This window comes from Caldalkalibacillus mannanilyticus JCM 10596, assembly GCF_000615945.1.
Lineage (GTDB): Bacteria > Bacillota > Bacilli > Caldalkalibacillales > JCM-10596 > Bacillus_AT > Bacillus_AT mannanilyticus.
This window is the reverse complement of the sequence record NZ_BAMO01000039.1, coordinates 1-24,065: the sequence shown is the minus strand read 5'-3', so window position 1 is coordinate 24,065 and position 24,065 is coordinate 1. Positions and strand designations below refer to the sequence as shown.

At 40.0% G+C, this 24,065-nt stretch carries 25 protein-coding genes and 3 pseudogenes; 11 read left to right on the top strand and 17 right to left on the bottom strand.

Annotated features, from left to right (window positions below):
• Nucleotides 1-215: 215 nt before the first annotated feature.
• From JCM10596_RS31505 to JCM10596_RS18665, 3 genes are all read left to right on the top strand, one after another.
• On the top strand, nucleotides 216-1,283 hold the full coding sequence (locus tag JCM10596_RS31505; protein ID WP_025028435.1) for an NAD(P)/FAD-dependent oxidoreductase: 1,068 nt from the start codon (nucleotides 216-218) through the stop codon (nucleotides 1,281-1,283).
• Between the two features lie 122 nt (nucleotides 1,284-1,405).
• On the top strand, nucleotides 1,406-1,636 hold the full coding sequence (locus tag JCM10596_RS18670; RefSeq protein WP_025028434.1) for a NifU family protein: 231 nt from the start codon (nucleotides 1,406-1,408) through the stop codon (nucleotides 1,634-1,636).
• A 166-nt stretch (nucleotides 1,637-1,802) separates the two neighbouring features.
• Nucleotides 1,803-2,297, top strand: coding sequence for a phosphatidylglycerophosphatase A family protein (locus tag JCM10596_RS18665; protein WP_025028433.1), 495 nt, complete (start codon nucleotides 1,803-1,805; stop codon nucleotides 2,295-2,297).
• 74 nt (nucleotides 2,298-2,371) lie between these two features.
• Here JCM10596_RS18665 and nucF read toward each other — a convergent pair.
• Nucleotides 2,372-3,149: pseudogene (nucF, locus tag JCM10596_RS26435) on the bottom strand (5' nucleotidase NucF).
• Between the two features lie 17 nt (nucleotides 3,150-3,166).
• Nucleotides 3,167-3,610 carry a DUF86 domain-containing protein gene (locus JCM10596_RS18655; protein ID WP_025028432.1) on the bottom strand — a complete coding sequence of 148 codons (444 nt, stop codon included), beginning with the start codon at nucleotides 3,608-3,610 and terminating at the stop codon, nucleotides 3,167-3,169.
• A 302-nt stretch (nucleotides 3,611-3,912) separates the two neighbouring features.
• Here JCM10596_RS18655 and JCM10596_RS26430 point away from each other — a divergent pair.
• Nucleotides 3,913-4,178 (top strand): annotated as a pseudogene (locus JCM10596_RS26430) (DUF3055 domain-containing protein).
• Nucleotides 4,179-4,262: 84 nt separating this feature from the next.
• Here JCM10596_RS26430 and JCM10596_RS26425 read toward each other — a convergent pair.
• Entirely contained in the window at nucleotides 4,263-4,610 is a 348-nt protein-coding gene (locus tag JCM10596_RS26425) for a YutD family protein (RefSeq protein ID WP_025028431.1), read from the bottom strand.
• Between the two features lie 120 nt (nucleotides 4,611-4,730).
• Between JCM10596_RS26425 and JCM10596_RS18635 the strand changes: the two genes are divergently transcribed.
• Nucleotides 4,731-5,525: a YhcN/YlaJ family sporulation lipoprotein gene (locus JCM10596_RS18635; RefSeq protein ID WP_025028430.1), complete on the top strand. Its 795-nt coding sequence runs from the start codon at nucleotides 4,731-4,733 to the stop codon at nucleotides 5,523-5,525.
• 85 nt (nucleotides 5,526-5,610) lie between these two features.
• Here the strand turns inward: JCM10596_RS18635 and lipA are convergent, their stop codons facing one another.
• Entirely contained in the window at nucleotides 5,611-6,495 is an 885-nt protein-coding gene (gene lipA / locus JCM10596_RS18630) for a lipoyl synthase (RefSeq protein ID WP_025028429.1), read from the bottom strand.
• 202 nt (nucleotides 6,496-6,697) lie between these two features.
• Here lipA and JCM10596_RS18625 point away from each other — a divergent pair, with 202 nt between their 5' ends.
• Nucleotides 6,698-7,696, top strand: coding sequence for a M23 family metallopeptidase (locus tag JCM10596_RS18625; protein WP_025028428.1), 999 nt, complete (start codon nucleotides 6,698-6,700; stop codon nucleotides 7,694-7,696).
• A gap of 44 nt (nucleotides 7,697-7,740) precedes the next feature.
• Here the strand turns inward: JCM10596_RS18625 and yunB are convergent, their stop codons facing one another.
• Nucleotides 7,741-8,448 (bottom strand): sporulation protein YunB, encoded by a 708-nt coding sequence (gene yunB, locus JCM10596_RS26420; RefSeq protein ID WP_025028427.1) that lies wholly within the window; start codon nucleotides 8,446-8,448, stop codon nucleotides 7,741-7,743.
• A gap of 316 nt (nucleotides 8,449-8,764) precedes the next feature.
• Here yunB and JCM10596_RS18615 point away from each other — a divergent pair, with 316 nt between their 5' ends.
• The 3 genes from JCM10596_RS18615 to JCM10596_RS18605 all read left to right on the top strand — a co-directional run bounded on the left by JCM10596_RS18615 (nucleotide 8,765) and on the right by JCM10596_RS18605 (nucleotide 11,464).
• Entirely contained in the window at nucleotides 8,765-9,550 is a 786-nt protein-coding gene (locus tag JCM10596_RS18615) for a metal ABC transporter ATP-binding protein (protein WP_234410561.1), read from the top strand.
• Entirely contained in the window at nucleotides 9,547-10,431 is an 885-nt protein-coding gene (locus tag JCM10596_RS18610) for a metal ABC transporter permease (RefSeq protein WP_234410560.1), read from the top strand. The genes JCM10596_RS18615 and JCM10596_RS18610 overlap by 4 nt, the downstream gene beginning before the upstream one ends.
• A gap of 70 nt (nucleotides 10,432-10,501) precedes the next feature.
• Nucleotides 10,502-11,464 (top strand): metal ABC transporter substrate-binding protein, encoded by a 963-nt coding sequence (locus JCM10596_RS18605; protein WP_025028424.1) that lies wholly within the window; start codon nucleotides 10,502-10,504, stop codon nucleotides 11,462-11,464.
• An 80-nt stretch (nucleotides 11,465-11,544) separates the two neighbouring features.
• Here the strand turns inward: JCM10596_RS18605 and nadE are convergent, their stop codons facing one another.
• The 5 genes from nadE to JCM10596_RS18580 all read right to left on the bottom strand — a co-directional run bounded on the left by nadE (nucleotide 11,545) and on the right by JCM10596_RS18580 (nucleotide 15,988).
• The gene (gene nadE / locus JCM10596_RS18600; protein ID WP_025028423.1) at nucleotides 11,545-12,372 is read right to left on the bottom strand and encodes an NAD(+) synthase; all 828 of its coding nucleotides are present in this window, start codon (nucleotides 12,370-12,372) and stop codon (nucleotides 11,545-11,547) included.
• A gap of 11 nt (nucleotides 12,373-12,383) precedes the next feature.
• Nucleotides 12,384-13,016, bottom strand: a complete 633-nt coding sequence (gene nadD, locus JCM10596_RS18595) for a nicotinate-nucleotide adenylyltransferase (protein ID WP_025028422.1) — start codon at nucleotides 13,014-13,016, stop codon at nucleotides 12,384-12,386.
• A 91-nt stretch (nucleotides 13,017-13,107) separates the two neighbouring features.
• Nucleotides 13,108-14,589: a nicotinate phosphoribosyltransferase gene (locus tag JCM10596_RS18590; RefSeq protein WP_025028421.1), complete on the bottom strand. Its 1,482-nt coding sequence runs from the start codon at nucleotides 14,587-14,589 to the stop codon at nucleotides 13,108-13,110.
• Nucleotides 14,590-14,618: 29 nt separating this feature from the next.
• Nucleotides 14,619-15,170, bottom strand: coding sequence for a cysteine hydrolase family protein (locus tag JCM10596_RS18585; protein ID WP_025028420.1), 552 nt, complete (start codon nucleotides 15,168-15,170; stop codon nucleotides 14,619-14,621).
• A 17-nt stretch (nucleotides 15,171-15,187) separates the two neighbouring features.
• Nucleotides 15,188-15,988: an NUDIX domain-containing protein gene (locus tag JCM10596_RS18580; RefSeq protein WP_025028419.1), complete on the bottom strand. Its 801-nt coding sequence runs from the start codon at nucleotides 15,986-15,988 to the stop codon at nucleotides 15,188-15,190.
• Between the two features lie 221 nt (nucleotides 15,989-16,209).
• Between JCM10596_RS18580 and JCM10596_RS18575 the strand changes: the two genes are divergently transcribed.
• Nucleotides 16,210-16,500, top strand: coding sequence for a hypothetical protein (locus JCM10596_RS18575; RefSeq protein WP_025028418.1), 291 nt, complete (start codon nucleotides 16,210-16,212; stop codon nucleotides 16,498-16,500).
• 93 nt (nucleotides 16,501-16,593) lie between these two features.
• Here JCM10596_RS18575 and JCM10596_RS18570 read toward each other — a convergent pair whose 3' ends face one another.
• The 7 genes and pseudogenes from JCM10596_RS18570 to JCM10596_RS18540 all read right to left on the bottom strand — a co-directional run bounded on the left by JCM10596_RS18570 (nucleotide 16,594) and on the right by JCM10596_RS18540 (nucleotide 23,032).
• On the bottom strand, nucleotides 16,594-17,973 hold the full coding sequence (locus JCM10596_RS18570; RefSeq protein ID WP_025028417.1) for a Glu/Leu/Phe/Val family dehydrogenase: 1,380 nt from the start codon (nucleotides 17,971-17,973) through the stop codon (nucleotides 16,594-16,596).
• A gap of 181 nt (nucleotides 17,974-18,154) precedes the next feature.
• A pseudogene (locus JCM10596_RS26415) lies at nucleotides 18,155-18,651 on the bottom strand (dihydrofolate reductase).
• Nucleotides 18,651-19,610 (bottom strand): thymidylate synthase, encoded by a 960-nt coding sequence (locus tag JCM10596_RS18560; protein ID WP_025028416.1) that lies wholly within the window; start codon nucleotides 19,608-19,610, stop codon nucleotides 18,651-18,653. The pseudogene JCM10596_RS26415 and the gene JCM10596_RS18560 overlap by 1 nt, the downstream one beginning before the upstream one ends.
• 105 nt (nucleotides 19,611-19,715) lie before the next feature.
• Nucleotides 19,716-20,801: an HD-GYP domain-containing protein gene (locus JCM10596_RS18555; RefSeq protein WP_025028415.1), complete on the bottom strand. Its 1,086-nt coding sequence runs from the start codon at nucleotides 20,799-20,801 to the stop codon at nucleotides 19,716-19,718.
• A 143-nt stretch (nucleotides 20,802-20,944) separates the two neighbouring features.
• Complete coding sequence (locus JCM10596_RS18550; protein WP_025028414.1) at nucleotides 20,945-21,247, bottom strand: YunC family protein; 303 nt, start codon at nucleotides 21,245-21,247, stop codon at nucleotides 20,945-20,947.
• An 83-nt stretch (nucleotides 21,248-21,330) separates the two neighbouring features.
• Nucleotides 21,331-21,591, bottom strand: coding sequence for a DUF6154 family protein (locus tag JCM10596_RS18545; RefSeq protein ID WP_025028413.1), 261 nt, complete (start codon nucleotides 21,589-21,591; stop codon nucleotides 21,331-21,333).
• Nucleotides 21,575-23,032 carry a bifunctional metallophosphatase/5'-nucleotidase gene (locus tag JCM10596_RS18540; protein ID WP_025028412.1) on the bottom strand — a complete coding sequence of 486 codons (1,458 nt, stop codon included), beginning with the start codon at nucleotides 23,030-23,032 and terminating at the stop codon, nucleotides 21,575-21,577. Before JCM10596_RS18540 ends, JCM10596_RS18545 begins: the two co-directional genes overlap by 17 nt.
• Nucleotides 23,033-23,280: 248 nt before the next feature.
• On the opposite strand from JCM10596_RS18540, the gene JCM10596_RS18535 reads away from it, so the two are divergent.
• On the top strand, nucleotides 23,281-23,859 hold the full coding sequence (locus JCM10596_RS18535) for a hypothetical protein (protein WP_025028411.1): 579 nt from the start codon (nucleotides 23,281-23,283) through the stop codon (nucleotides 23,857-23,859).
• Nucleotides 23,860-24,065 lie beyond the last annotated feature (206 nt).

Sequence of the window (24,065 nt, the reverse complement as noted above, 5' to 3'; positions counted from 1 at the left end):
ATTTATTTCAGCAATTAATTGAACAAGCACAAAGCAGAGGAGAAATTCCGCAGGACTTGCCTTCTGCACTTGTAGCTGAGGTTTGCTATGGATTGTTTATTTCTAGTCTGTCTTTTGTACAAGACGATACTCCAAGAGAGCAACTGATAACAGAGATGAATAAAAAAATGAATATTTGCTTAGAGGGATTTTCAACTAAGAAAGGAAGTCAAGCCATGAAACGTAATGTCATTATTCTAGGTGGAGGATATGGGGGAATACGAATTATTCAACGCTTATTAGCAGCTCAACTCCCAGAGGATATTCAGCTGACACTTGTTGATCGAATGCCGTATCACTGCCTAAAAACAGAATTCTATGCTCTTGCTGCCGGTACTGAGCCAGATTCAGCCATTCGAGTCAGTTTTCCTAATGATCCTAGACTCATGATAAAATATGGTGAAATAACGGAAGTCGATTTAGAACAAAAAACAGTTCATATGGAGAATCAAGAATCTTTGAGCTATGACTATCTCGTGATTGCCCTTGGTTGTGAGGATAAATACCACGGAGTACCGGGTGCAGAGGAAAACACGCATAGTATTCAAACCATTAATAAAACGCGAATGACCTACCAAGCGTTAAATAATGTCCAGCCATATGGAAAAGTAGCCATTGTAGGCGGAGGGCTAAGCGGAGTAGAGATTGCTTCGGAATTAAGAGAAAGTCGCCCTGATTTATCCATTCAGATCTATGATCGGGGTGAAAGTATTCTCAGCCCATTCCCAGAACGACTTAAAAAATATGTACGACAATGGTTTCTTAATCATGGAGTGGACTTAATCAATAAAGCCAATATAACCAAAGTCGAGCCTTCCATTCTGTATAATCATGATCAACCCGTTGAGCTTGATGCCATTGTATGGACAGCAGGAATTCAAGCCAGCTATGTCGTTCGACAACTTCCAGTTGAACAGGATCAGATGGGGCGTGTTAAGCTCGCTGAACATCATTACATTCCTGGATTTCAAGAGGCTTTTGTTGTGGGCGATTGTGCCAGTCTCCCTCATGCACCAAGTGCACAGCTGGCAGAGGCACAGGGGGATCAGATCGCGCTTGTCTTACAAGCTATGTTCTTAGGGGACCCACTCCCTCACTTACCTAAGTTTAAACTAAAAGGGGTTTTAGGCTCCCTCGGTAAAAAGCATGGATTTGGATTGATGGGAGATACCACGCTCTTAGGAAGAGTCCCACGAGTCCTCAAAACAGGGGTTCTATGGATGTACAAACACCATTCAGGATAAACCGAGTACTGTTTCACTCTCTTCACTATGATGAATAATTATCATTTTCAATATTCCTAAGCAGTTAGATAGATTTTTTGATCTTAGGGTACTATAATATAGGTATAAGAAAGGAGTGTTGTATGATGAGTCTTGAAGAACGCGTACAAGAGGTTTTGGATAAGTTACGCCCTTTCCTTCAACGTGACGGTGGAGATTGTGAGCTAGTTGCTATTGAAGAAGGAATTGTAAAGCTTAAGTTATTAGGAGCTTGCGGTACTTGTCCTGCATCAACAATGACTTTAAAAGCAGGGATTGAACGTGCATTAACAGAAGAAATTCCTGAAATAATTGAAGTCGAGCAAGTATTCTAAAACAAATACGGTAGAATGAAAGATATAACCCTTGTCTTTTTGGCAGGGGGTTTTTACCATGACTTTTTTTTTCGATCCGCGAATATTCTTAAGGATAAATGCCAATCTAAAATAAGGTACAAATTCGTAAAAAACGGCATAGCTTATATAAAGGCGGTGACTTGAGATGTCTGAAAATCATATTCATGATATGAAAGATATATGCGTAGAATTACTTACAGAGCGTGGTGTAACTCTTCGGGATATTGCTGAATTGGTACTATTCCTCCAGGAACAATATGTCCCCAATCTAACTGTCGATATTTGCCTACAGAATGTAGAACGAGTTTGCAAAGAAGAGGTTCAGAATGCCATCATTACCGGTATTCAGTTAGACAAGTTAGCTGAGAAAAAAGCACTAGATAATCCTCTCCTAGACATCCTACGAAATGACGAAGGTTTATACGGAGTGGACGAAATTGTTGCCTTATCTATTGTCAATATTTACGGGAGTATAGGCTTTACCAATTACGGCTATATCGACAAAGTAAAGCCCGGTATTCTAGCCAAATTAAATGATAAAGGTACGGGGGAGTGTCATACTTTTTTAGATGATATTGTTGGAGCTATTGCCGCAAGTGCCTCAAGTCGCTTAGCACATTCGCTTGCTCACTTAGAATAATAGAAAACAAACGAAACAGCCCCCAAGGAAAGTTGTCATGTTCTTCCTTGGGGGCTCTTCTTTAATTCCTTTTTTTAATCCTTCCACTCTAATAGGTGATTCCACTGATAAGTAGGCTGGTGCTCACATTTAGCAATATCTTCCTTAGACGTAAATCCTGTAAAAACAAGCGCGGTATCAATCCCTGCATTAACACCCGCTAAAATATCCGTATCATAGTTATCCCCAATCATGAGAGCCTCTTCTTTACTTAACCCTTTTTGCTCTAATATCAGTTCAATCATCAAAGGTTCTGGCTTGCCTATAAAACGAGGAGCCACCTGCGTAGAGGTTGAAATCACAGCCGTTAAAGAACCATTCCCAGGCAATAGTCCTTTCTCCGTTGGTAAGGCTTTATCCCCATTGGTTGAAATAAAGGTAGCGCCTGCACGTACAGCTAAAGCCGCCTTAGCTAACTTATCATAGGTAATTTGACGATCTAAGCCTGTTACGACATAATCACAAGAAGCAAGCTCCTCTTCCTCTGTCACTAGTTGCAGACGAGCTTCTTCAAGCAGAACGAAGCCCCTCCTCCCCAATCATATATACTTTAGCATGAGGCTTTTGATCGGCAATATATTGTGCTGTAGCCATACTCGTTGTATAGACTTTATCTTCTGTCGTCTGAATATCAAATAAGGCGAGATGCTTCACTACATCTGCGGGGCGTTTTGTTGAATTATTAGTCAAAAATAAGTAATCCTGCCCTGCTTTTTCTAATTCTTGTATAAATAGAGGAGCTTCCTCAATTTTCTCACTGCCTCGATACATGGTACCATCTAAATCAATCAGAAATAATTTGTATGTTTTCATGATTCCTCTCCTTCATGCTACTCCGGTAAAAAAGCACTGACAGGTCCTAGTTGCTCGTTAAGATATAGACGAACACATGTAGGGAAGCTTTCCATAGCAGAACGCACTTCTTGATAGTGACTCCATATGACTTCCGCTTGAACTTGTTCATACTCAGTTACTAAGCTTTTTCTAAGCTGAATCCATTTCACTAATCCTAAGCCCACCTGCTGGTCGACCACTTGTTCGTCCGTTAAAATATCAATGATATCTTCATAACTCCCGGGATCTCTCATAATAAATCCATCAATCATCTGATTCCCTACATCTAAAATAGCCTCAATAGACATATGAGCTGCTCTTTCTAAGGCAAGTCTTGCTCCGACATCCTCAGGAAGCTGCTCCTGTGAGGCAAGGTAGGTTAACAATCCTTCTATATATGTAAGACGTTGCTCAAGTTTCTTTCGATCAACAAAATACATGTCATGAACTCCTTATTCTCTAGCCCTGATCTCGCAAAGCTTCTAGATTATTTCTTATTTTCTTTTCTCTTCTGAATCTTTCCTACCATAATCGTAATACCAAATGTTAAAATAATAGCTAACAAGGTGACCATTGCCAGTCCTTTTTCCATTTTCCCTTACACCTTCTTTACATTCGTCATTATCCTTATTTTATACTAAAATAAAGAAAGAAAAAAGAAAGGACATACTATAGACAGACAGGTAAATGGACAATAGTTATGGATCGTCACTATTTTTATAAAAACTGGGGAGTGAAAGCTATGAGTGAAGCTATATTTATGTATGATGATACAGAGGATACAAGAACACGATTTGTTGGATTTATTGGAGAATCCAAACGTTTTGACCTTGCGTTAACCTCTTCCACACGCTTCTATGGAAAAACATTGGTTCACGATATTCAGAATGGCCGCTCAGCATTATTGGACGCGATGACTTAGAGGAAGAGGGATATCTTGAGTTTGCCTTTCAATTAACAGAAGAAGAGGCTAAGGAGCTATTTGAATTTCTAGAACAGGTCATCTAAACAAAAATGTATACTTTCTTATTCAGTAAAAAATCCCCTTTTGCGCTTCACTAATGAAGGTTGAAAGGGGTTCTTCTTATGTTCTTATGGTTCAGTTACTTGTGTGGCTTCTTCCGTCGCCTGTTGCTCTTCTACTGGAGTATACCCTGCTGGCGGGTTCACTCTTTTGGCAACGAAATACGGACAACCAAAATTACAATACTCTAAAATATACTCATCTAGGGTACTAATTTTATTATCGTAGGAAGCTTTTGCTTTTTTATTATGATCATCGTAGAAACCGCGCAAACGCAATTGACTGTATCCCCAATCTCCCACGACGTAATCATATTTGGCAAGCACTTCACTATACCTTTCCTTAAATGCCTCTACATTCCAACCTTCACGGACATTTTGAACCACTTCATAAAAACATCCCTGAACCTGTATCATGTTCATCACTCCTAACTCGTTATTACAATAATACCATCTTCCCCCTAGGTAAAGGAAATATTTTATCTAATTGTTCTGTTCTGTAGAAGGGCAATCTATAGATAGGAGGTGTATTCAACAATGGACAAAAAGTGGGTAGGAATCATGTTATGTGCCTTGCTTATTCTTGGAGTGGGCTGTCAACCACAAGCAGGAAATCAAGCTCAAACAGCGAGAAACGACGGCACGTCCAATGAGGGAATCGTACGAGGAAAAGGATATACATCTCTTTATCGAGACGCCCAGCATCCTCAGCAGGATCAGCGAAACGCTCGTCTCTTTACCTTTGATCGGGATATGGGGACCAATCGCGACTATGATCTAGGGAATACTCGAACTCCAGGAACAAGGATTGGACGAGATCAGATCCCTTATGGCTATGCCAGCCATTCTGCTAATGATGCTGACGTCATGTTCCAAGGCTATGGAGCCAATATCTATATTGATCGGCAAGTCGTTGCCGAAGCTGTTAGTCAAATTGTTGTAGGACTTCAAGATATCGAGGAAGCAACCGTTGTTGTCGCTGATGATGTCTGTCTTATTGGATATCATGGGGTAGGAAATCAAGAAGAAATGGATGAACAGGTATGGAGCAGTGGATTAAGTGTCACTCCTAGATGGTTTAAAGTCTATACAACAAACGATACCACTACGGTACAAAGAATAAAGGATTTAGGAACGAACCCTAAGGGCCATTCTTTTAATGTTCAAGGATTAGGTCGAGAAATTGAAAACATTATCGCCCAGGTCGCTCAAACTGAAGCGAATCAAGGAAGAAAGCAAGATACGATGGATGAAGGTGACATGAATCAGGACGAAAGACATAAACGAGGAATCATGGAGAAGCGGGGATTCCATCGGATGGGTGTTCAATAATTTTTTTTGCCTAACTAAAAACCCCCCAGCAGAACGCTTCCTTACCATGGATACACTCTGTTGGGGGATTCTTTTTTAAATTGATTTACGCTTCTGCCACTTTTTGATCATGACTCTGAGCAGACTGTACTTGCTCATGTGCGTGATAAGAAGAACGAACAAGCGGCCCTGACTCTACATGGCTAAATCCTCTTTTCAAGCCTTCTTCTTTCAGCTTGGCAAAATCATCAGGATGCCAATACTTCTCTACCTTCATGTGTGATCTTGTCGGCTGTAAATATTGCCCGATTGTTAATATGTTAACATCATTGGCACGAAGATCATCCATCGTTTCAATAATCTCTTCCCATGTTTCACCTACTCCTATCATAATACTTGATTTTGTAGGTATTTTGGGTTGCATTTCTTTCGCTCGTTTAAGTAGCTCTAAGGTACGATCATACTTCGCTCTTGCCCGAACACGGTCAGATAAACGTCTTACCGTTTCGACATTATGATTTAAGATGTCTGGCTTGGCATCCATGACAATTTTTAAAGCATCATAGCTTCCCATGAAATCAGGGATCAGAACCTCTACGCTACATAACGGAAGTCTCTTTTTAACCGCTTTTATACTTTCAGCAAAGATCGTAGCCCCACCATCCCTCAGATCATCTCGAGCAACAGAGGTAATGACACAGTGCTTTAAGCCCATTTTTTCTGCCGTTTCTGCTACTCTTTCAGGCTCCGCCCAATCAAGCTCCGTAGGAAGACCTGTTTTAACTGCGCAAAAGCGGCAAGCGCGGGTACAAATATCACCAAGGATCATAAACGTAGCTGTACGATGTACCGCCCAGCATTCATATATATTTGGGCATTTAGCCTCTTCGCAAACGGTATGTAACGTTTTGTCACGTAACATGGATTTCAATTCATTGTAATTCTTATTTGTTGTTAATTTAATTTTTAACCATTCAGGTTTACGTTCCATTTACAGCAACTCCGTTTCTTGCAGGATTCATTATACATTATACCCTTAATCACTAAGAACACCAACTCCTTTATCTTGTTGCCATGAAATGGATTCATGAAACTTTTATTAATTCGCCAAAATAAAGGGAGAGCTATCGTAAAACTTACTCACATCTATACTAGCCTGATTTTTGAACTGATTTTTTAGAGGAGGAAGCCCTGTGAGAAAAGCGTTTCTGTGGTTCTGTATTATTCATTTTTTCACATTGAGTTGTTTTTCTACCGTGGTCTTAGCCAATGAAAAACCTATAGAAGAAGTATTGATGGACCGAAAAGCTTTGTATTTGAAATACGAGGCGATTACACAGGTTCCCTGGTATTTTCTCGCAGCCGTAGACCAATTTGAAAGAAATATTCAACAGGTACGAAAGGATATTCCGAAAAGAGATACGACGATCTCCATCTACTTTTCTCCAGAGTATTGGGCTGGGGCCTTAAACCTTGATAAAGAAAACCCTTCATTAGAATCCATTCTCTTCTTTGATGGTGAAGGAAAAGATGGGAATGGCGATGGAAAAGCGGAGCGCACAAACGATGAAGATGCTCTGTACACTATGAGTGACTACTTAGCTAAATATGGTTTCACTTGGGAAGACTTTAAGATTGCTCTCTGGGATTATTATCACCGGGAGCAAACGGTAAATCAAATTATGACAATCGCCAAGATTTATCACCACTTTCAAACCATTGATCTAAGAAAGAAAGTGTTTCCTCTCCCTTTATTCCATAACTACAGCTATAGAAGCACTTGGGGGGATCGCCGAGGCTGGGGCGGAAGGCGGATACATGAAGGAACCGATATCTTTGCCTCTTATGGAGTTCCCGTACGCTCAACGACCTATGGAGTGGTTGAAATTATGGGGTGGAATAAATACGGAGGATGGAGAGTCGGCATTAGAGATATTCACAATGTGTACCATTATTACGCCCATCTTTCTGGATTTAACAGCGACGTAAAAGAAGGACATGTTGTAGAGCCTGGAACCGTCATTGGTTATGTAGGCAGTTCTGGATACGGAAAGCCAGGTACTTCGGGCAAGTTCCCTCCCCATCTGCATTATGGAATGTATAAGGACAACGGTAGAACGGAATGGTCATTTGATCCCTACCCCTCCCTTCGATTATGGGAAAAGCAAGAAAGGAAACGTAAAAAAAGATAACCTCTTCTCTTCTGAGGTTGTCTTTTTTCAACTTAACTCCTTACTTATTCATTAGAATCCGTTTTTTTTGCCGGCATCATATGTGGGATAGGCGTTACTTGACCATCTCCCCCTTTAAAATAATATTCAGGAACCTCTCCTTGAACAAAAATATGATCAATCGGAAATTCCGTTGTCACCACAGCTTCATCCGAAGAAAAAGGAATAACAATTCGTACATCTGCTTCAATTCTCAAGTAAACGACAATCATGACATTGTTGATCCCAGCTTCCTGCATTCTGACATCAATATCTGCTCTTGCCGCTCCCATCGGAATCAGCGTAATCGGTACATCAGGACCTAACTGAGACAAAATATTACTATTTAGCGCCTGACCTATGGGAATAGAAACAGGCTGTTGATAGAGCTCCATTAGTGTTTGGTTCGCTCGATCCGTTACTTGAGTGACAATTCTGGCATGTTTCGACTGATCAAAAGAAATGTAAGCTATCTTCCCTTCTGTTCGTTCATGAATAAGCTGATCCTCATCAGAAAAGCTTTCACTTATTTTTTTGGAAATAGCTTCATTTATGGCAAGCATGGCAATTTGTTTGACATGAGTACGGGCAATCTCCTTCAAGGCTGGTTCTAGATTTCTCTCAACAAAAACAAAGCCTTGAATCGAAATAAGGGTTAATAAGATAAGAACAATCAAAAAAATATGTTTTCCTCTTAATGGTCCTTTTCGATTGGTTTTGAATTTATTTGACAATTCTTTACACCCCCTACTCTATGTCTATGCGACATGCTCTTATTTATGGTTAAAAATTTTAGACATGTTCCCTCTAGACAAATGGAATGTTCATGGTATAATTTGATTAAAGTTGTACTAAGGCAAAACTTTTTGTCCAGTAAAACTTAAGGTTTTTTAGGCTGATCCATCACTTTTTTTACACAAAAGCATATAGTATTTTTATCCTTGGTAATAAACAGACCCCTGTTCATGCCATTTTATTTTTAACAAAAAGTTGCACAAGAGCAACTTTTGTATCCATACGAAACATTTGCTAGGTAAGGAGGTTTTATCCTTGAGTTCTAATCATACAGAAGAACTGCATTCATTAAGCTCCATTCAAGTTCAGCAGCTGTCCGTTTCCTATCACGGTAAGCAAGTATTTAAGCCTTCCTCTGTCACTCTTGAACAAGGAAAGCTGATTGGCATTATTGGTCCAAATGGAGCTGGCAAGTCTACTTTCCTAAAAGGAGTTATGGGACTTATTCCTATAGATTCTGGAGAGATCCGGATTTTCAATCAAGCCGTGAAAAAAGTACGCAAAAGAATTGCCTATGTCCCTCAGCGCTCCGATATTGATTGGGACTTCCCTGTATTAGTGAAGGATGTTGTTATGATGGGGCGTTATCCGCTTATGGGCTGGTTCCGCAGAGAAAAGGAGAAAGATCGCCAAATCGTATCTGCCGCCTTAGAGAAAGTAGGCTTAACGAGCTTGGCTAAGCGCCAAATTGGTCAGTTGTCTGGCGGACAACAGCAGAGAGTTTTCTTAGCTCGAGCACTCGCCCAGGAAGCAGATCTATTTCTACTTGATGAGCCATTTGTCGGGGTGGACGTGGCAACTGAGCAAATTATTCTTGCCCAGCTTCGACAGCTTATCTCAGAAGGAAAGACCATCGTTGTGGTTCACCACGATTTAAGTAAGGCAACCCACTATTTTGATCGCCTGCTTCTAATCAATCAGGAGATCATTGGCTATGGACCTTCGGAAGAGATGTTCCAACCAGAATGGCTGGATCGCACTTACGGAAACCAATTAACGATGATCCACAAAGAAAATCAAGTGATGGTGATAAATCAATGATGATCATACAATCCCTTTATCAATTTATTGATTCGCTTTTTAGGTATACCTACTTACAGCAAGCCTTGATCGCTTCGATCCTCGTTGGAATCATCTGTGGCGTAATTGGTTGCTTTATCATTCTAAGAGGAATGGCTTTAATGGGAGATGCGATTTCACACGCTGTCCTTCCGGGAGTAGCTATCTCCTATATGCTTGGGATTGGATTTTTTTGGGGAGCCGTGGTTACAGGAGTACTCACTGCCATTGGAATCGGGTATATTTCTCAGAATACACGGATTAAGGAAGACTCTGCCATTGGAATCATGTTTACCGCAGCCTTTGCTTTAGGAATTGTTCTAATTAATTTAATGCGCGGTGTCAGTGTCGATCTTTACCATATTTTATTTGGGAATGTCTTAGGCGTTTCCTCTCAAGATTTAGTCATTGTTGCTGTAATCGGAGTGATCGTACTGGCTGTTATTATCTTATTCTTCAAGGAATTATTGATTTCTACTTTCGATCCGATTATGTCTAAAGCAATTGGACTGCCAACCAACCTGATTCATTATTTTCTGATGCTGTTACTTTCTCTTGTCACAGTAGCATCCTTAAAAACGGTTGGGATCGTCTTGGTTGTGGCTATGTTGATTACTCCAGGGGCTACAGCCTACCTTCTTACTGATCGCTTAAGTATCATGCTTTGGATATCAAGCTTCATCGGTGTTCTCTCATCTGTGTCAGGTTTATTTCTATCCTACACGCTCGATGTTTCTTCTGGTGCAGCCATCGTTCTTGTTGCTACTTTCTTCTTTATGCTGGCTATGTTATTTTCACCCAAGCAAGGTATTCTATCTAAAGCCATTAAGACTCGTCGCTTACGTAAAGCCATCAATGAATAAACATCATAGATAACATACATCTCCCAAGCCTAGAAAAAGGGAGAAAAAAACGGAGAAGGAGAAATGTGTCATGAAAAATTTACAATTATTACGAAACAAAACAAACTGGAGAGCAAAAGGAATTCTGATTCTAGTTATGAGCCTTGGATTTATGATGCTATTGTCAGGTTGTGCGCTGGGCTCTTTAGGACAGCCCATAGAAAAAGATAAACCTCATGTGGTTTCTTCTTTTAGTGTCATTCACGATATTGTCACTCATATTGGAGGAGATCGAATTCAAGCTGATTTCTTAACCCCTATCGGAGAAGATCCACACGAATTTGAACCTACTCCTAGTACATTTAAGCTGATCTCAGATGCCGATCTTTTGTTTTATAATGGGTTTAACATGGATTATTGGATTCGTAACTTAGCGCAAAATGCAGAAAGTGCTGGACGTGAGATCATCCTGACAGAAGGAGTCCCTGCCATTCCATTAAGCGCAGAAGCTGGAGAATTATCTGGGAAAGAGGACCCTCATGCTTGGCTCAATCCTAAGCATGTTATGATTTATGCACAGAATGTAGCAAAAGCTCTCATCGAGCTAGACCCCGAGGGAGAAAGCTATTACCAACAAAACTTAGATCGTTATCTTACCGAGCTAAAAGAGCTTGATCAATGGATTGAGGAACAAGTGAAGCAAATCCCAGCAGAGAAAAGAGTGGTGATAACCAGCGAAAGTGCCTTCAAATACTTTGCTGAAGGCTATGGGTTCGATTATGAATCTATATGGGAAATTAATGCTCACGAAGAAGGAAGTGCACGACAAATCGAACGTTTAGTAGAGGTTATCACGTCTAGACAGCTTCCCGCTGTCTTTCTAGAAACAAGTGTGGATTCAAGACCCATGGATCGAGTCGCTAGTGAAGCTGGAATTGAAATTGCAGGAGAAGTATTCACCGATTCTATCGGCTTACCTGGTTCTGGCGCAGAAAACTATATTGATATGATGCGTTCAAATGTAAAAACCATTGTAGAGGGACTATCCCAATAGTCGCAGATTGGCATATGCAAAAGCACAAAAGAATCTAATCAGATTCCTTTGTGCTTTTTGTACTTTTGTGCTTCCTCCCTCTACTTCCACCAATCATCAAATACGGAGATAGGAGCCATTCTTTTATGCTCTGTTCTGCTATACCATTCCTCAATCCTTTGACGACTTTGTTCCTCTACTTTTTTGCCTTCTAGATAATCATCTATTTCTTCATAGGTGACTCCTAAGGCTGTTTCATCAGGCAATTGAGGTTTATCATCTTCTAGATCCGCTGTAGGCTTTTTGAGATAGAGATGCTCTGGGCAGCCTAGTTCTTGTAACAATTGCTTTCCTTGTCTTTTATTTAAACGGAAGATAGGAACAAGATCCGCTGCTCCATCTCCGAATTTAGTATAAAAGCCCGTAATGGCTTCTGCTGAATGGTCTGTCCCAAGAACCACGCCTTGATGGGCTCCGGCAATACTATACTGTACCTTCATTCTCTCTCTGGCTTTTTCATTTCCCTTGAGAAAGTCACTTAGCGTAACACCAGCATCCTTCAAGGAAGCTATACTAGCATCTACCGCTGGCTTAATGTTCACGGTGTAGAGTTTGCTTGGATTAATAAATTGAATTGCATCCTGACAATCTGCTTCGTCTTTCTGAATACCATAAGGAAGTCGTACCGCGATAAATTGATACTTACTTGTCCCTTCCTCTTGGTTGAGTTCATCCACAGCCAATTGAGCCAATTTACCGGCTAACGTTGAATCCTGTCCACCAGAAAGCCCCAGTACAAAGGATGTAATAAAAGGATGTTTTTTGGCATACGTCTTCAATAAATCAATACTTTTTCTTATTTCCTCTTGAACATCAATGACTGGTTTGGTTTTCATTGCTTCAATAATTGTTTTTTGCATGGCTTCCATCCTATTCCCTCCTATTCTAATTCCCTATCCGATTCCGCATAGATTCCTTGTTCTTTAATATAGCGATAACACTCCTCTGGAAGCAGGTATCGCGGTTCACCCCCACGCGCTAGTTCTTCCCTAATATAAGTAGAGCTGATCTCCATAGCTAATCCCTTGTCCAGCAGCTGAAAACGACCATCATCATAATTTCGTAACAAGGCGGAATGAGCAATAGTACCAAGCATGTCCACTCCATTGCGAGCCATGATGATAAATTGATTTCTAGCGATTAATTCCTCTGCAAAGCGCCATTTTCCCGCAGCGATATCGACAAGCAGATCCGCTCCCATAATAAAAAACACTTCGTCTCCCTTGTCCTTGTTCTTAAAATATTCCATTGTATAATACGTGTATTGCTTTCCAGGGAGAACTTGCAGCTCATATGTATCCAATTCAAATTTAGGATTGTTCTGGATGGCTAATTTAATCATTTCCACTCGATGCCGATCATCGGTTTTCGTTTTCTTATCAATTCTCTTATTAGAGGAAGGAAGAAAAATCACCCTATCTAATTTCTTGCGATGCGCCACTGTCGAAGCTGTCCATAAATGAACGTTTGTGATTGGATCAAAGGATGAACCATATATGCCTATCTTCGCCATTCCCATCCCCCTCCTTCTTCTTTTTCTTTCTATACTCAAGCGTTCTTTTCTTCTCTATGCTCCTGTACAATCCTACGCAGGCTTACCCACCTTAGGGTTTGGGTTTCTCCATTTCATGCTGAATGTTCCTGATAATCTGCATCTTATTATCCCAACATTGCTGACTTAAGTCCACTGGGTATTCTTCGGGATTCATGGTGCGTTTATACTCGTCCCATAAGAAATCTAAATTCTTAGCCACATATTTTTGAATGTCTGTTATTGGTGGATTCTCATAGACTTGTTTGCCCTGTTTAAAGACATCAACATGAAGCTCTCTCGCTTCAAAATTGGTCACAAACTTGCTAACGAAGGTATGAACGGGATGAAACATCTTTAGGCGTTCCTCTTGATTAGGATTTTCATTCGCCAGTGCAATATAATCCCCTTCCGAGCGTTGATTCACTTGGTTAATCACCCTGTATAGCTTTTTCATTCCTGGTGTCGTTACCTTTTCAGGATTGGAAGAGATTTTGATGGTGTCTACCATTTTACCATGCTCGTCCTCAATCGCTACGATTTTATAGACAGCGCCGAGAGCAGGCTGGTCAAAAGCCGTAATCAGCTTTGTTCCAATTCCCCATATATCAATCTCCGCCCCTTGTGCTTTCAGATGAATAATCGTATATTCATCTAAATCATTCGAGGCAACAATTTGTGTCTGTGTAAATCCAGCCTCATTCAAGAGCTTTCTTGCTTCCTTGGACAAGTAAGCCATATCTCCACTGTCTAGACGGATACCTGCAAACTCGATTTGCCCCTCAAATTCCTTGGCTACTCTAATCGCTGCTGGAACTCCAGAACGAAGGGTATCATAGGTATCTACAAGAGGAATAAAGACTTTATTCCTTCTACGAACACAGCTTTCCGCATACTTTTTCATCGCCACATAATCGCTGCGATAGGTTTGAATCATAGAATGAGCATGAGTTCCCGAAACAGGAATCCCAAATTTCTTTCCTGCTCGCACATTACTTGTGGCATCAAAGCCAGCGATAAAGGCAGCTCTTGTTCCCCATATAGCAGCATCCATTTCATGAGCTCGACGAGTCCCGAATTCCATTGCCTTCGCCTGACCGATCACTTGTTTAATTCTTGAAGCCTTCGTAGCCACCAGCGTCTGATAATTAACAATGTTTAAAAGGGCGGTTTCAATTAACTGTGCCTCTGCTAGAGTTGATTCTACTTGAAGAATGGCTTCATTTCCAAAAACCAATTCTCCTTCTCTTAAGGAGCGAATATTCCCGGTAAATTGAATATTTTGCAGAAATTGAAGGTATTCTTCCTCATAGCCAAATTCATCTCTTAGATACTCAATATCGCTTTCGGTAAAGCGAAAGCCCTTAATATATTCGATGATTCTCTCTAACCCTGCATAGACACCATATCCATTGCCGAAGGGTAATTTTCTAAAAAATAGCTCAAACACAGCTTTTCGCTTGTGCATCTGATCATGCCAGTAGGTTTCAACCATGTTGATCTGATAGGCATCGGTATGCAAAGCTAAACTATCGTCCACATATTCTTTTCTCATTCTCCCTCTCCCCTTTTCTAGCTGCTTCTTTACACGATTTTGGCGTTTAAGCATCCTTTAAAATGACCTAATGCCCACTCGTGACCTGCTTGATTAAAACTAGCCACCGCTTTCTCGTGAATCACAATTTGAAACCCTTTATTATAGGCATCCACAGCGGTATGCAGTACACAGATGTCTGTACACACTCCAACAAGATGAACTTCTGTAATCCCTCGTTCTCTTAACCTTATCTCAAGATCCGTACCGGCAAATGCACTATATCTTGTCTTATCCAAGGAATAGACGTTGTCCCTCTCTTGATTTACTTTATATAGTTCATGAAGGCGGCCATATAAATCTCTTCCCTTTGTTCCTCTAAGATTGTGTGGTGGAAACAAACTTGTTTCGGGATGAAAAGGATCTCCCTCTTCATGTACATCTAGAGCAAAGACGACAAAGTCTTGGTTCTTAATCATTTCTTCCGTTATATTCACAATCGCCTCTTCAATTTCTTGTGCGGGTTTCCCACACGTTAACGCTCCTTGATCTGCAACAAAATCCCATGTGTAATCAATATTAATTAAAGCTTTTTTCTCCATAATTCTCTCTCCTTTACTTAGGCTCTCATTGTATAAATGGATAATGATGGTTCATAAGCGACAAATCGGTACAGCTGCGCTGGAGTCTTCGAATATCGATTGGATTTCTTATACTCCCCGTTTTCTTTGATCTTCTCCAAAAAAGGCAGGGTAGGTGCTTTGCGAAAGAAGGCTGGGTCTGATTTAATCGAAGGATCGTCACTTACGGTTAGCAGCACTCCTTGAAGTTCAGACAAAACAAATTCTGAGGGCAGAAATTTCTGGGCAATGGTTTTCAGCAGCAAATCTCTCTTAATGAAGCCGAGCGCCTCTTCAATAATCTGCCGATGGTCAAAAGCAAGATCCAATTGAAAGACCTCTTCCAGTGTAAATAATTCTACTTCTTCTGCATCGTCTGCTGCCTTTCTCTTGCTGAGATAATCTTCGGGAACGATCGCATAGTGTGCATTCGAGATGATCCAGCCTCTTTTATCTCGTCCTGGCTGATCATAGACACCGAAATGCTGAATATGAATATCTGTTACTCCTGTTTCCTCTTCTAGCTCTCTTTTCGCTGCCTCAAATGCCGTTTCATCCGGCTGGATAAAGCCACCCGGCAATGCCCATTTTCCTCCCTCTATGTTGGGTTCTCCTTCTGCATCTTTCTCCGCTCGCTTAATCAGCATGAGCTTTAAGCTTTTGGTCGGAGGCTTATACATTTCTACTTCCTCTGAGATGATGGTAAAAACAGCAATATCACTTGTATACCCATCTGGCGTTCGATACTTTCTTGCATCATAATGTGCCAATACTTCTTCTTCTGAGTTATATTTTGCCATATCTATTTCCTCCATGATTCTGCAACAGGTTCATATTCTGCTATAGGGTCAGGTTTGCATTTTATAAATTAACGATTTGTTAATTGTTAATTGTTAATTGTTAATTTAAATATACACGATTTATCCAAAGGATGCAAGAAGAAAATGGTTTAGGAATAAAAAGACTTTACTAACAAATTGAGGTATTATAATAAGGAGAGATAAATGAAAGGAGGGGGACGATGAGAAAGTCATTTGTGTTCGCCACTATTTTTGTAGTAGCTTTATTCTTCTTTTCTTTTTTCACATCCAATTGGTCTTACCTTTATTATATTTCAGGGACTCTAGGGCTGGCATGTATCTCTTGTGCTCTATTATCTTACTTAGATATACTGATTCTAGGGAATAAGGGAACATTTTCTCATAAAGAAGGCAGAAAAAAGCCACGAACCGAGTTAGCTAATCAGTATCTAGCTGCTTCTATTCCTAACTTAGCAGCAGCAGCCATTTATATCATGTTGATCCCTGCTTAAAGAATACCCCCACTTTTTCATCCTGCTCTTATCCTGATGTTAAGTGAGGGTATCAAATCATAGTTCATACAGTTTGTTCGGTAGGCAATCTACTTAATACAACTTTCCTTGACGGTAGAGAATCGTTGATAATTTGAGAACCGCTTGAATATAACAATTCTGACGTAGTGAGTAAGGATCCCCAAAAAACTGAGGAAGGATCGTATTCATGGTCCCCTTCATCTTTTCAGAGAGTAGATGATAGACTTCATTCTCACTATAAAATTGGGTTTCACGTCCCTGAAGCCATTCTAGATAAGACACAATAACCCCACCCGCATTTGCCAGAATATCGGGAATAATCATGACCCCTTTTTCGTTTAAATAACGATCGGCTTCTCCTGTTATGGGAGCATTGGCTCCTTCAACAATGATGTTGGCTTTAATTTGATCCTTATTTCTGTCATGAATTTGATCTTCTAATGCAGCTAAGAATAGTACATCGACATCTAGAGTAAGCACCTCTTCACGGTCTAGAATGGATGCCTTTACTCCTGCCTTGGTTAGCTCCTCCTCACTTACAGGTAAATCTCCCGCCGATTTCGAAACAAAATCAATCAGCGCAGGAATATCTAAACCTTCTGGATTAAATACTGTTACATTTCGATCACTTACCGCCACAACCTTATTATTCAATTGCGTACAGTGGTAAGCTTCATTCGCTGTAACCGAACCCACATTTCCAAACCCCTGGATCGCTAGAGTAAGGGGTTGATCTCTATAGGCGAGTGCTGTTTGGGCAAACACATTCTTACTTCCCGCTAACCATCGGCTATGCTCATGTACAAAATCATGAAGTAAATAACGAAATGAAAAATAAACGCCTTTTCCTGTCGCCTCTCTTCGTCCTAAAGACCCTCCATTCACCACACTTTTTCCAGTAAAGCTTCCTCTGTATGGAGTGCCAGGGCGAATGCTTTTATATTCAGCCATCATCCAGTCCATTTCACGTTCCCCAGTTCCAACATCGGGAGCCGGAATGTCCTTGTCTGGACCTAATACATCACTAAAATATTGAACATATTTTTTGCATATGAGATGAAGCTCTTTTTCTGTGAAATCTCGGGGATTTAGAATCACCCCTCCTTTTCCACCACCAAAAGGAACTTCATGTAAGGCATTCTTCAATGTCATTAATACAGCCAAATTGGTCACTTCATCCTCGTTCACCGATTCATGAAAACGAATCCCACCCTTGTAAGGACCAAGTGTATCATTATGCTGTACTCGAAAAGCCGGGATACGGACAACTCGCCCATCCTCCAGTGAAATGCGTAAGAAAGATTTATGTATATGATTGGGAGTGGAAAGAATTGCCGTTAAGGAAGTAAACATTTGCTTTCTTGTTAGTCCCTGTAATTCAGGTAAAAAAAGTTCATCTTGCATCAAAGCATTGAGTGATTCTTGCACGATTTGACCTGTTTGACTCGCCATGTTATCGATACCTCCAATTTGATAAAGTAGATTGCCATCAGATGGAGTTTTTACTCCACCTGATTGGTTCGTCGCCCTTATATTTATCAGTGCAGTCTTTTCAACTGCATTGTATCACATACTTGGAATAATATGAAAAAAAAGCCGGTTCTACTTAGAGAACCCGCTACTGTATGTTTGTTCACTCTATATTCTTGCTCCTACGTTCGTACACCTTAAAAAAGTAGAGATACGGATTTTTTTCATCCTGTACTCCCTGTTCAGATGAAACCAGCTCCCACTCGTTTTCATCAAAGGGAGGAAAGTACGTATTTCCTTCAAACTCTGCTTCAATGTGCGTAATATACAATCGATGAGCGATAGCAAAGCCTGCTGAAAAAATCTCGGCTCCACCGATAATAAAAACCTCTTGATCTTTCCCGTGATCTTCAATTTGATCCAAGCTATGGATAATCGAGCAACCCTCTGCAACGTACTCCTTATTCCTAGTCAGGATTATATTTTCTCTTCCCGGTAATGGACGCCCAATGGATTCATAGGTTTTTCTACCATGATAATGGGATGTTCCATGGTGACTCGTTTAAAATATTTTAAATCAGCCGGAAGATACCAAGGTAAATCATTATCTTTGCCTATCACTCTATTTTGATCCATGGCTACAATCATTGAAATGGTCATCAGACAGCTACGACTCCTTTTAATGTAGGGTGCGGATGATATCCTTCAATACTTATATCTTCTAATTCAAAATCGAAGACCGATCTAATATCTTGATTTAATTGTAATCTAGGAAGCTGGCGTGGTTCACGACTTAGCTGAACCTGAACTTGTTCTACATGGTTAAGATAAATATGAGCATCCCCTAAGGTATGAATGAACTCTCCAGCCTCCAAACCACATTCGTGTGCGATTAAATGAGTTAACAGAGCATAGCTAGCTATATTGAATGGAATACCTAGAAAAATATCTCCACTTCTTTGATAAAGCTGACAGGAGAGCTTCCCTTGCTGGACATAAAATTGAAATAGACTATGGCAGGGTGGTAAAGCCATATTTGTCGGAACATCCTCCGGATTCCAAGCCGTTACAAGTAAACGTCTAGAAGTAGGATTGCTTTTAATCGTGTGAATCACATCCTGCAACTGATCAATCGTACTTCCATTCGATGCTTGCCAGGCTCTCCATTGTTTTCCGTAGACATTGCCCAGTTCACCATATTTTCTAGCAAATTCGTCCTCTTCTAGGATTCGCTTCTTAAATTGCTCCATTTGCTCCTCGTAAATGACAGAGAAGGAGGGATCTTGCTGAGCACGCAAGCCAAAATTAGTCATATCTGGCCCTTGATACTCATCACTTTCTACCCACTTCTTAAACGCCCATTCATTCCAGATGTTATTATTATGCTGGAGTAAATAGCGAATATTTGTATCTCCTTTAATAAACCACAGCAATTCGCTTGCAATCAATCGAAAAGGAACTCTCTTCGTGGTAAGAAGCGGAAACCCTTCACTTAAATCAAACCTCATTTGATGACCAAAAATAGAGATCGTTCCCGTACCTGTTCGATCTTCTTTCTTTTCTCCGTTCTCTAAGACGTATCGGCATAAATCTAAGTATGTCTGTTCACTACGACTCATTGCTACTGGAAACCTCCTTGCTAATATCAAAAACATTCTGTTTCGCTTAATTTATTTATTTATTTATTTATTTGTTTATTTGTTTGATTGAAGTCTAGATTTCATTTAGGCAACCGAAACGGGACCTGCAATCACTAATGATAGCTGTTCTGCTAAATTAATTTCTTTCATAGTAGCTTGTCCCATCTGATCCTTAATAAGCCGAACGACAGGTCTACTAGGTAAGGATTTATTTAAGGCGATCACCACTCCAATAGAACCATCACTGAGCTTGACGGTCATACCAACGGGATACAAGGAAATCGTATCGCGGAAAAGCTCCACCAATTCCTTTTGAAATAAAGTTCCACTGCCAGCAAAGATAATCTCCATTGCCTGATGGGCTGGCATCGCTTTCCGATAGGAACGATGACTCGTCAGGGCATCAAACACATCACACAGTCCAATGAGCTTAGCATAATCATGGATCTCTTTATCCTTCAGTCCGCGCGGATAACCGGAGCCATTCTCTCTTTCATGGTGCTGATACGCACAGTGAGCACAAACAAAAGGAACTTCGTGAATCTTGCGTAAGATTTCAAAACCAGTTGTTGGATGCTCCTTAATAATGGCGAACTCTTCCTCTGTTAATTTCCCTGGCTTTGTCAAAATTTCATGCGGGGTCGTAAGCTTCCCAATATCATGAAGCATAGCACCTAGACCAATCTCTAAAATCTGTTTCTCTGAATAGTTTTTAGCCATTGCTAGGGTGATGGAATAAATCGTTACGTGCAGTGAATGAGTGAAGGTGTATTGGTCATAGGAGTACATATTGGTTAGCGCACTCATCACTCCCTGAAAATTATTTAAATCTTCGATAATACATTCTACCGATTTTCTAAAAGATTTAATGAATTTAGGGTCTTGCGCTGCGTGCAGTAATTTTCCACTATTGCTCAGCTTTGAAAACTGTTCTTTGATTGTTTCCATCGCCAAACGTCTTGTTGCATCTGTCAAAACCTCTGGGATCACAATGTCTTCCGTTCTTGAGTCCTTAATATAGACATACGTGATCCCCATATTGACAAGCCGTTCAAGCATCTTCTTGGTGAGATGTACACCCTCATTAATAAGTACTAGACCGTCATCGTTAAAAATGGCTTTGGCAAGCTGCATTCCTTCCTGACAATCTGAAGTTGACACTAACCTCATTGTTCATTCTCCTACTCCAAATCAGATTCATACACTCATTATATCAGACAAGCGTCCATTCCTCGATAAAGAAATTAAAATTAAAAAGAACAAATGGTAACAAGAGGCATTTGTTCTTTTTTGTGTATTTTATTTTTCTGCTTTTAAAGCATTTTAAGAATAGCTTCTCGACCGATCATCCCTGCATGAACGCCTAATTTCTCTGCTTCATATGTCACCGATTCAAGAGGAGCTTCTAGCAATTGATCAATCGTTTTCACTCCCACTGCTCTCCCAGCTAAAACACCGCGGTCTTTTAGTTTCTCGTTTAAAAGGGCAACATCTAAGGCTCCGCACATAATATAGCCTTTCTCAGTAGTAACCACTAATAAATTGGTTTTGGGGAGCTTCACTTCAATCGCTAGTACCTGGTGACCTTCTATTTGTATAGGACTTAGAGACATCATGTAATCTGAACACTCTCCTTTTCCTTTTGTCTTCCCTTACATAGACTATGTTGGAAGAGAGAAGAATGTTCGTCTATTCTACTTTAGTGAACATTTTTAGAATCGGGATGTGGACTTGGTCTATACTGACCTAATCCTTCCTCCGCCATTTTATCCTTGAGCTTTTCAATGAGAAAATTACCAAGCATCTGATAAATTTCATCTTCATTCATCTGATGTATAAATTGAATCAGATCCTCACGTCCATGATCCTGAAGAGCATACAATACTAACGCAATCGCATCTTCTTCATCCCCTACTAATTGATCCTTATACAATTCATATAAATCATTTATAAATTTCATTGTTTTCACCTCCTGAATCTTCAACGCATTTCCAGCGTTTAATATGAGTGCTTTCTATTCGTCCCTGTCTTAAACGATTGGCTAAAATATCTCTGATGAATTCCGGGAGTAAATAAGTTACTTTTTGCGCCTGATGAATTTCTGGAATCACTTTACTAAAGGTAAACATATCTATCGTCGCGATCTCATATTCTTTTTCTTTTTCAATACACTGATCATCATTAGTGAAGATGCCAATCACTCGTTTCTTCATCAATGATTCATTCTTATAGCGAATTTGCAGGCCATCAACAGATAGCATCCCCATTATTTTCCCTCTAAAACCATATCCTCGTATCGCCTTTCTCTGTTGCTCTAGCTCCAATGAACGTTGTAATAGATCCCAGATCTCATATCCTTGTAGTGTCACAATACAGGGATTTATGGGGTGAGGGCAGACTCGCAGTAGATCTCCGCGGGTGACGAGTCCAGAGTGAAGACGATCTAATATTTGTCCTGAATTAACAAGTGATATTGAAGTGTTACACCATTCTCTCAAGCCTTCCGCTAGCAAATTGCCAAAAGCAGACTCCTCATCCCATGAAACTTCTAATTCCTGATCCAGTACAGTCACTTGTTCATTAAGATGATCAAGGGCTTTCTGTTTCCATGCGTTAAGACGTTCGACTGTATGTAAATCAGGAGCCTTCTGCGAAGTAGGTATACACTGCGCTTCGATGTGTATTTTTTCTGCATCCCATTCAATGGATACATGCCCCACATATTCTCCTGATCTTCCCGCTTGATTAATCATGCTCTCTTCTATTCTTTCACCATTTTCAAGTAAATGGTGTGTGTGTGCGCCTAAAATCACATCAATCCCTGCTACTTTACGTGCTAATTCTTCATCATATGGCAGCCCCATATGAGAAAGAACAAGAATCAAGTCCACTTCTTCTCTTATTTGTTTTACTTGCCTCTCGATACTAATGAACGGGTCCTCTGTCTTCCACCCTAATAAATGATAGAAGGGTTCAAAGTTAATCGTAGCTCCAATGACTCCGATCTTCTTGCCACTCATCTCATGAATCGTAGCAGGAAGTAACCATGATGGCAGAGAATCGTCTTGGTTTCTAAGATTGCTAACCAATACACGGAAATGGGCCTTCTCATATAGCTTCTCTATTTGCTCCTTAGCAAAAGTAATTCCCTCATTATTTCCTATGGTTATATAATCATAGCCGAGTTCATTCATCAAGTCGATATTTGCTTCACCTAACGTCCCCTCTGTAATCAGGTGCGAACGATCTAAGTGATCTCCAATATCCAATAGTAAAAATTCTTCATTTCTATGTTGAAGTTCTTGTTTCAGACTCTGAATCGTCGATACTGTTTGTGGCCAATTTATAAAATGACTATGTAAATCATTAGTATGGATGAAATGTATGCGAGTTCGGCTCATATATCCCCCTCTTAAAAAGTTACATTTCGAAAATATCTTACATTATATCATGGGAAGAATCCGAATAAAACAAAAGAGAACTCCATGCAGGTTCCACTCACTCGTTTGGATAATTATACCATAGATTAATTGAAATACTTTGCTATTTTTATTCACATAACCCATGTTTTCCTTTTAATTGCCGTATGGTAAATATAGGGTTATAATGGAAATTGTGAAATAATGTGTGAGGTTAGGTGAAATAAATTATGAAACGCAAAGTAGCTTTAGTCTTTATACTCCTTAGTTTCTGCATAGGTATATTTCTATTGTCTAGTTGTTCATCTACACAAGAAGTGACTGATTTGAAAGATCCAAATACAGAGGAATACGTTGATACAGAAACTGAATGGAGGGATACAGATATAGAAAAATACTCTGAAGAAGCAACTGAATTAAAGGATACAGAAACCAAGACATACTCTGAAGAAGCAGAAGGAAAAGAGTTGACTGAAGAATTCATTTTCTCTACGAGTGTAAAAGTGGTTGATACAACTTTGTATGGCTCAAATGGCAATATGTCTGAAATTTTCCCTATCAGTACCAACCTAAAAAATTATAAGGTTTGGATTAATAATACAAGTGATAGTCATTATAATGTGACCATTACCTACGGCTCAGCAGGAGGAAAACTCCTCGGATCTTATAAAGTAAAGGCAGGAAAAAGCAAAACCTTGTACTTTGAAGCCGATGATACTATGGAGCGCTATATAAATATAACGTCTTCTAATGGGGCAGAACTACAAGGAGAATTAGCTGTTAGAATCGGTAAAAAGCTCAAAAACTAAATGGGCTTTTCCCTCATGGGAAATTCAGGATTTCCCACCAATGCTCCGTAATTCTTATTCTCAACCCTGAATTATTAGATCAAATTCCTATGAAACCTAAACAAGATGACCCCTGTACAAAACAGGAATCATCTTATCGGTGTAGCATGTTATTTTTTAAATAGGCTTTCAAAGGGTACACTTTAGAGTGACTATAATCCTTCTTT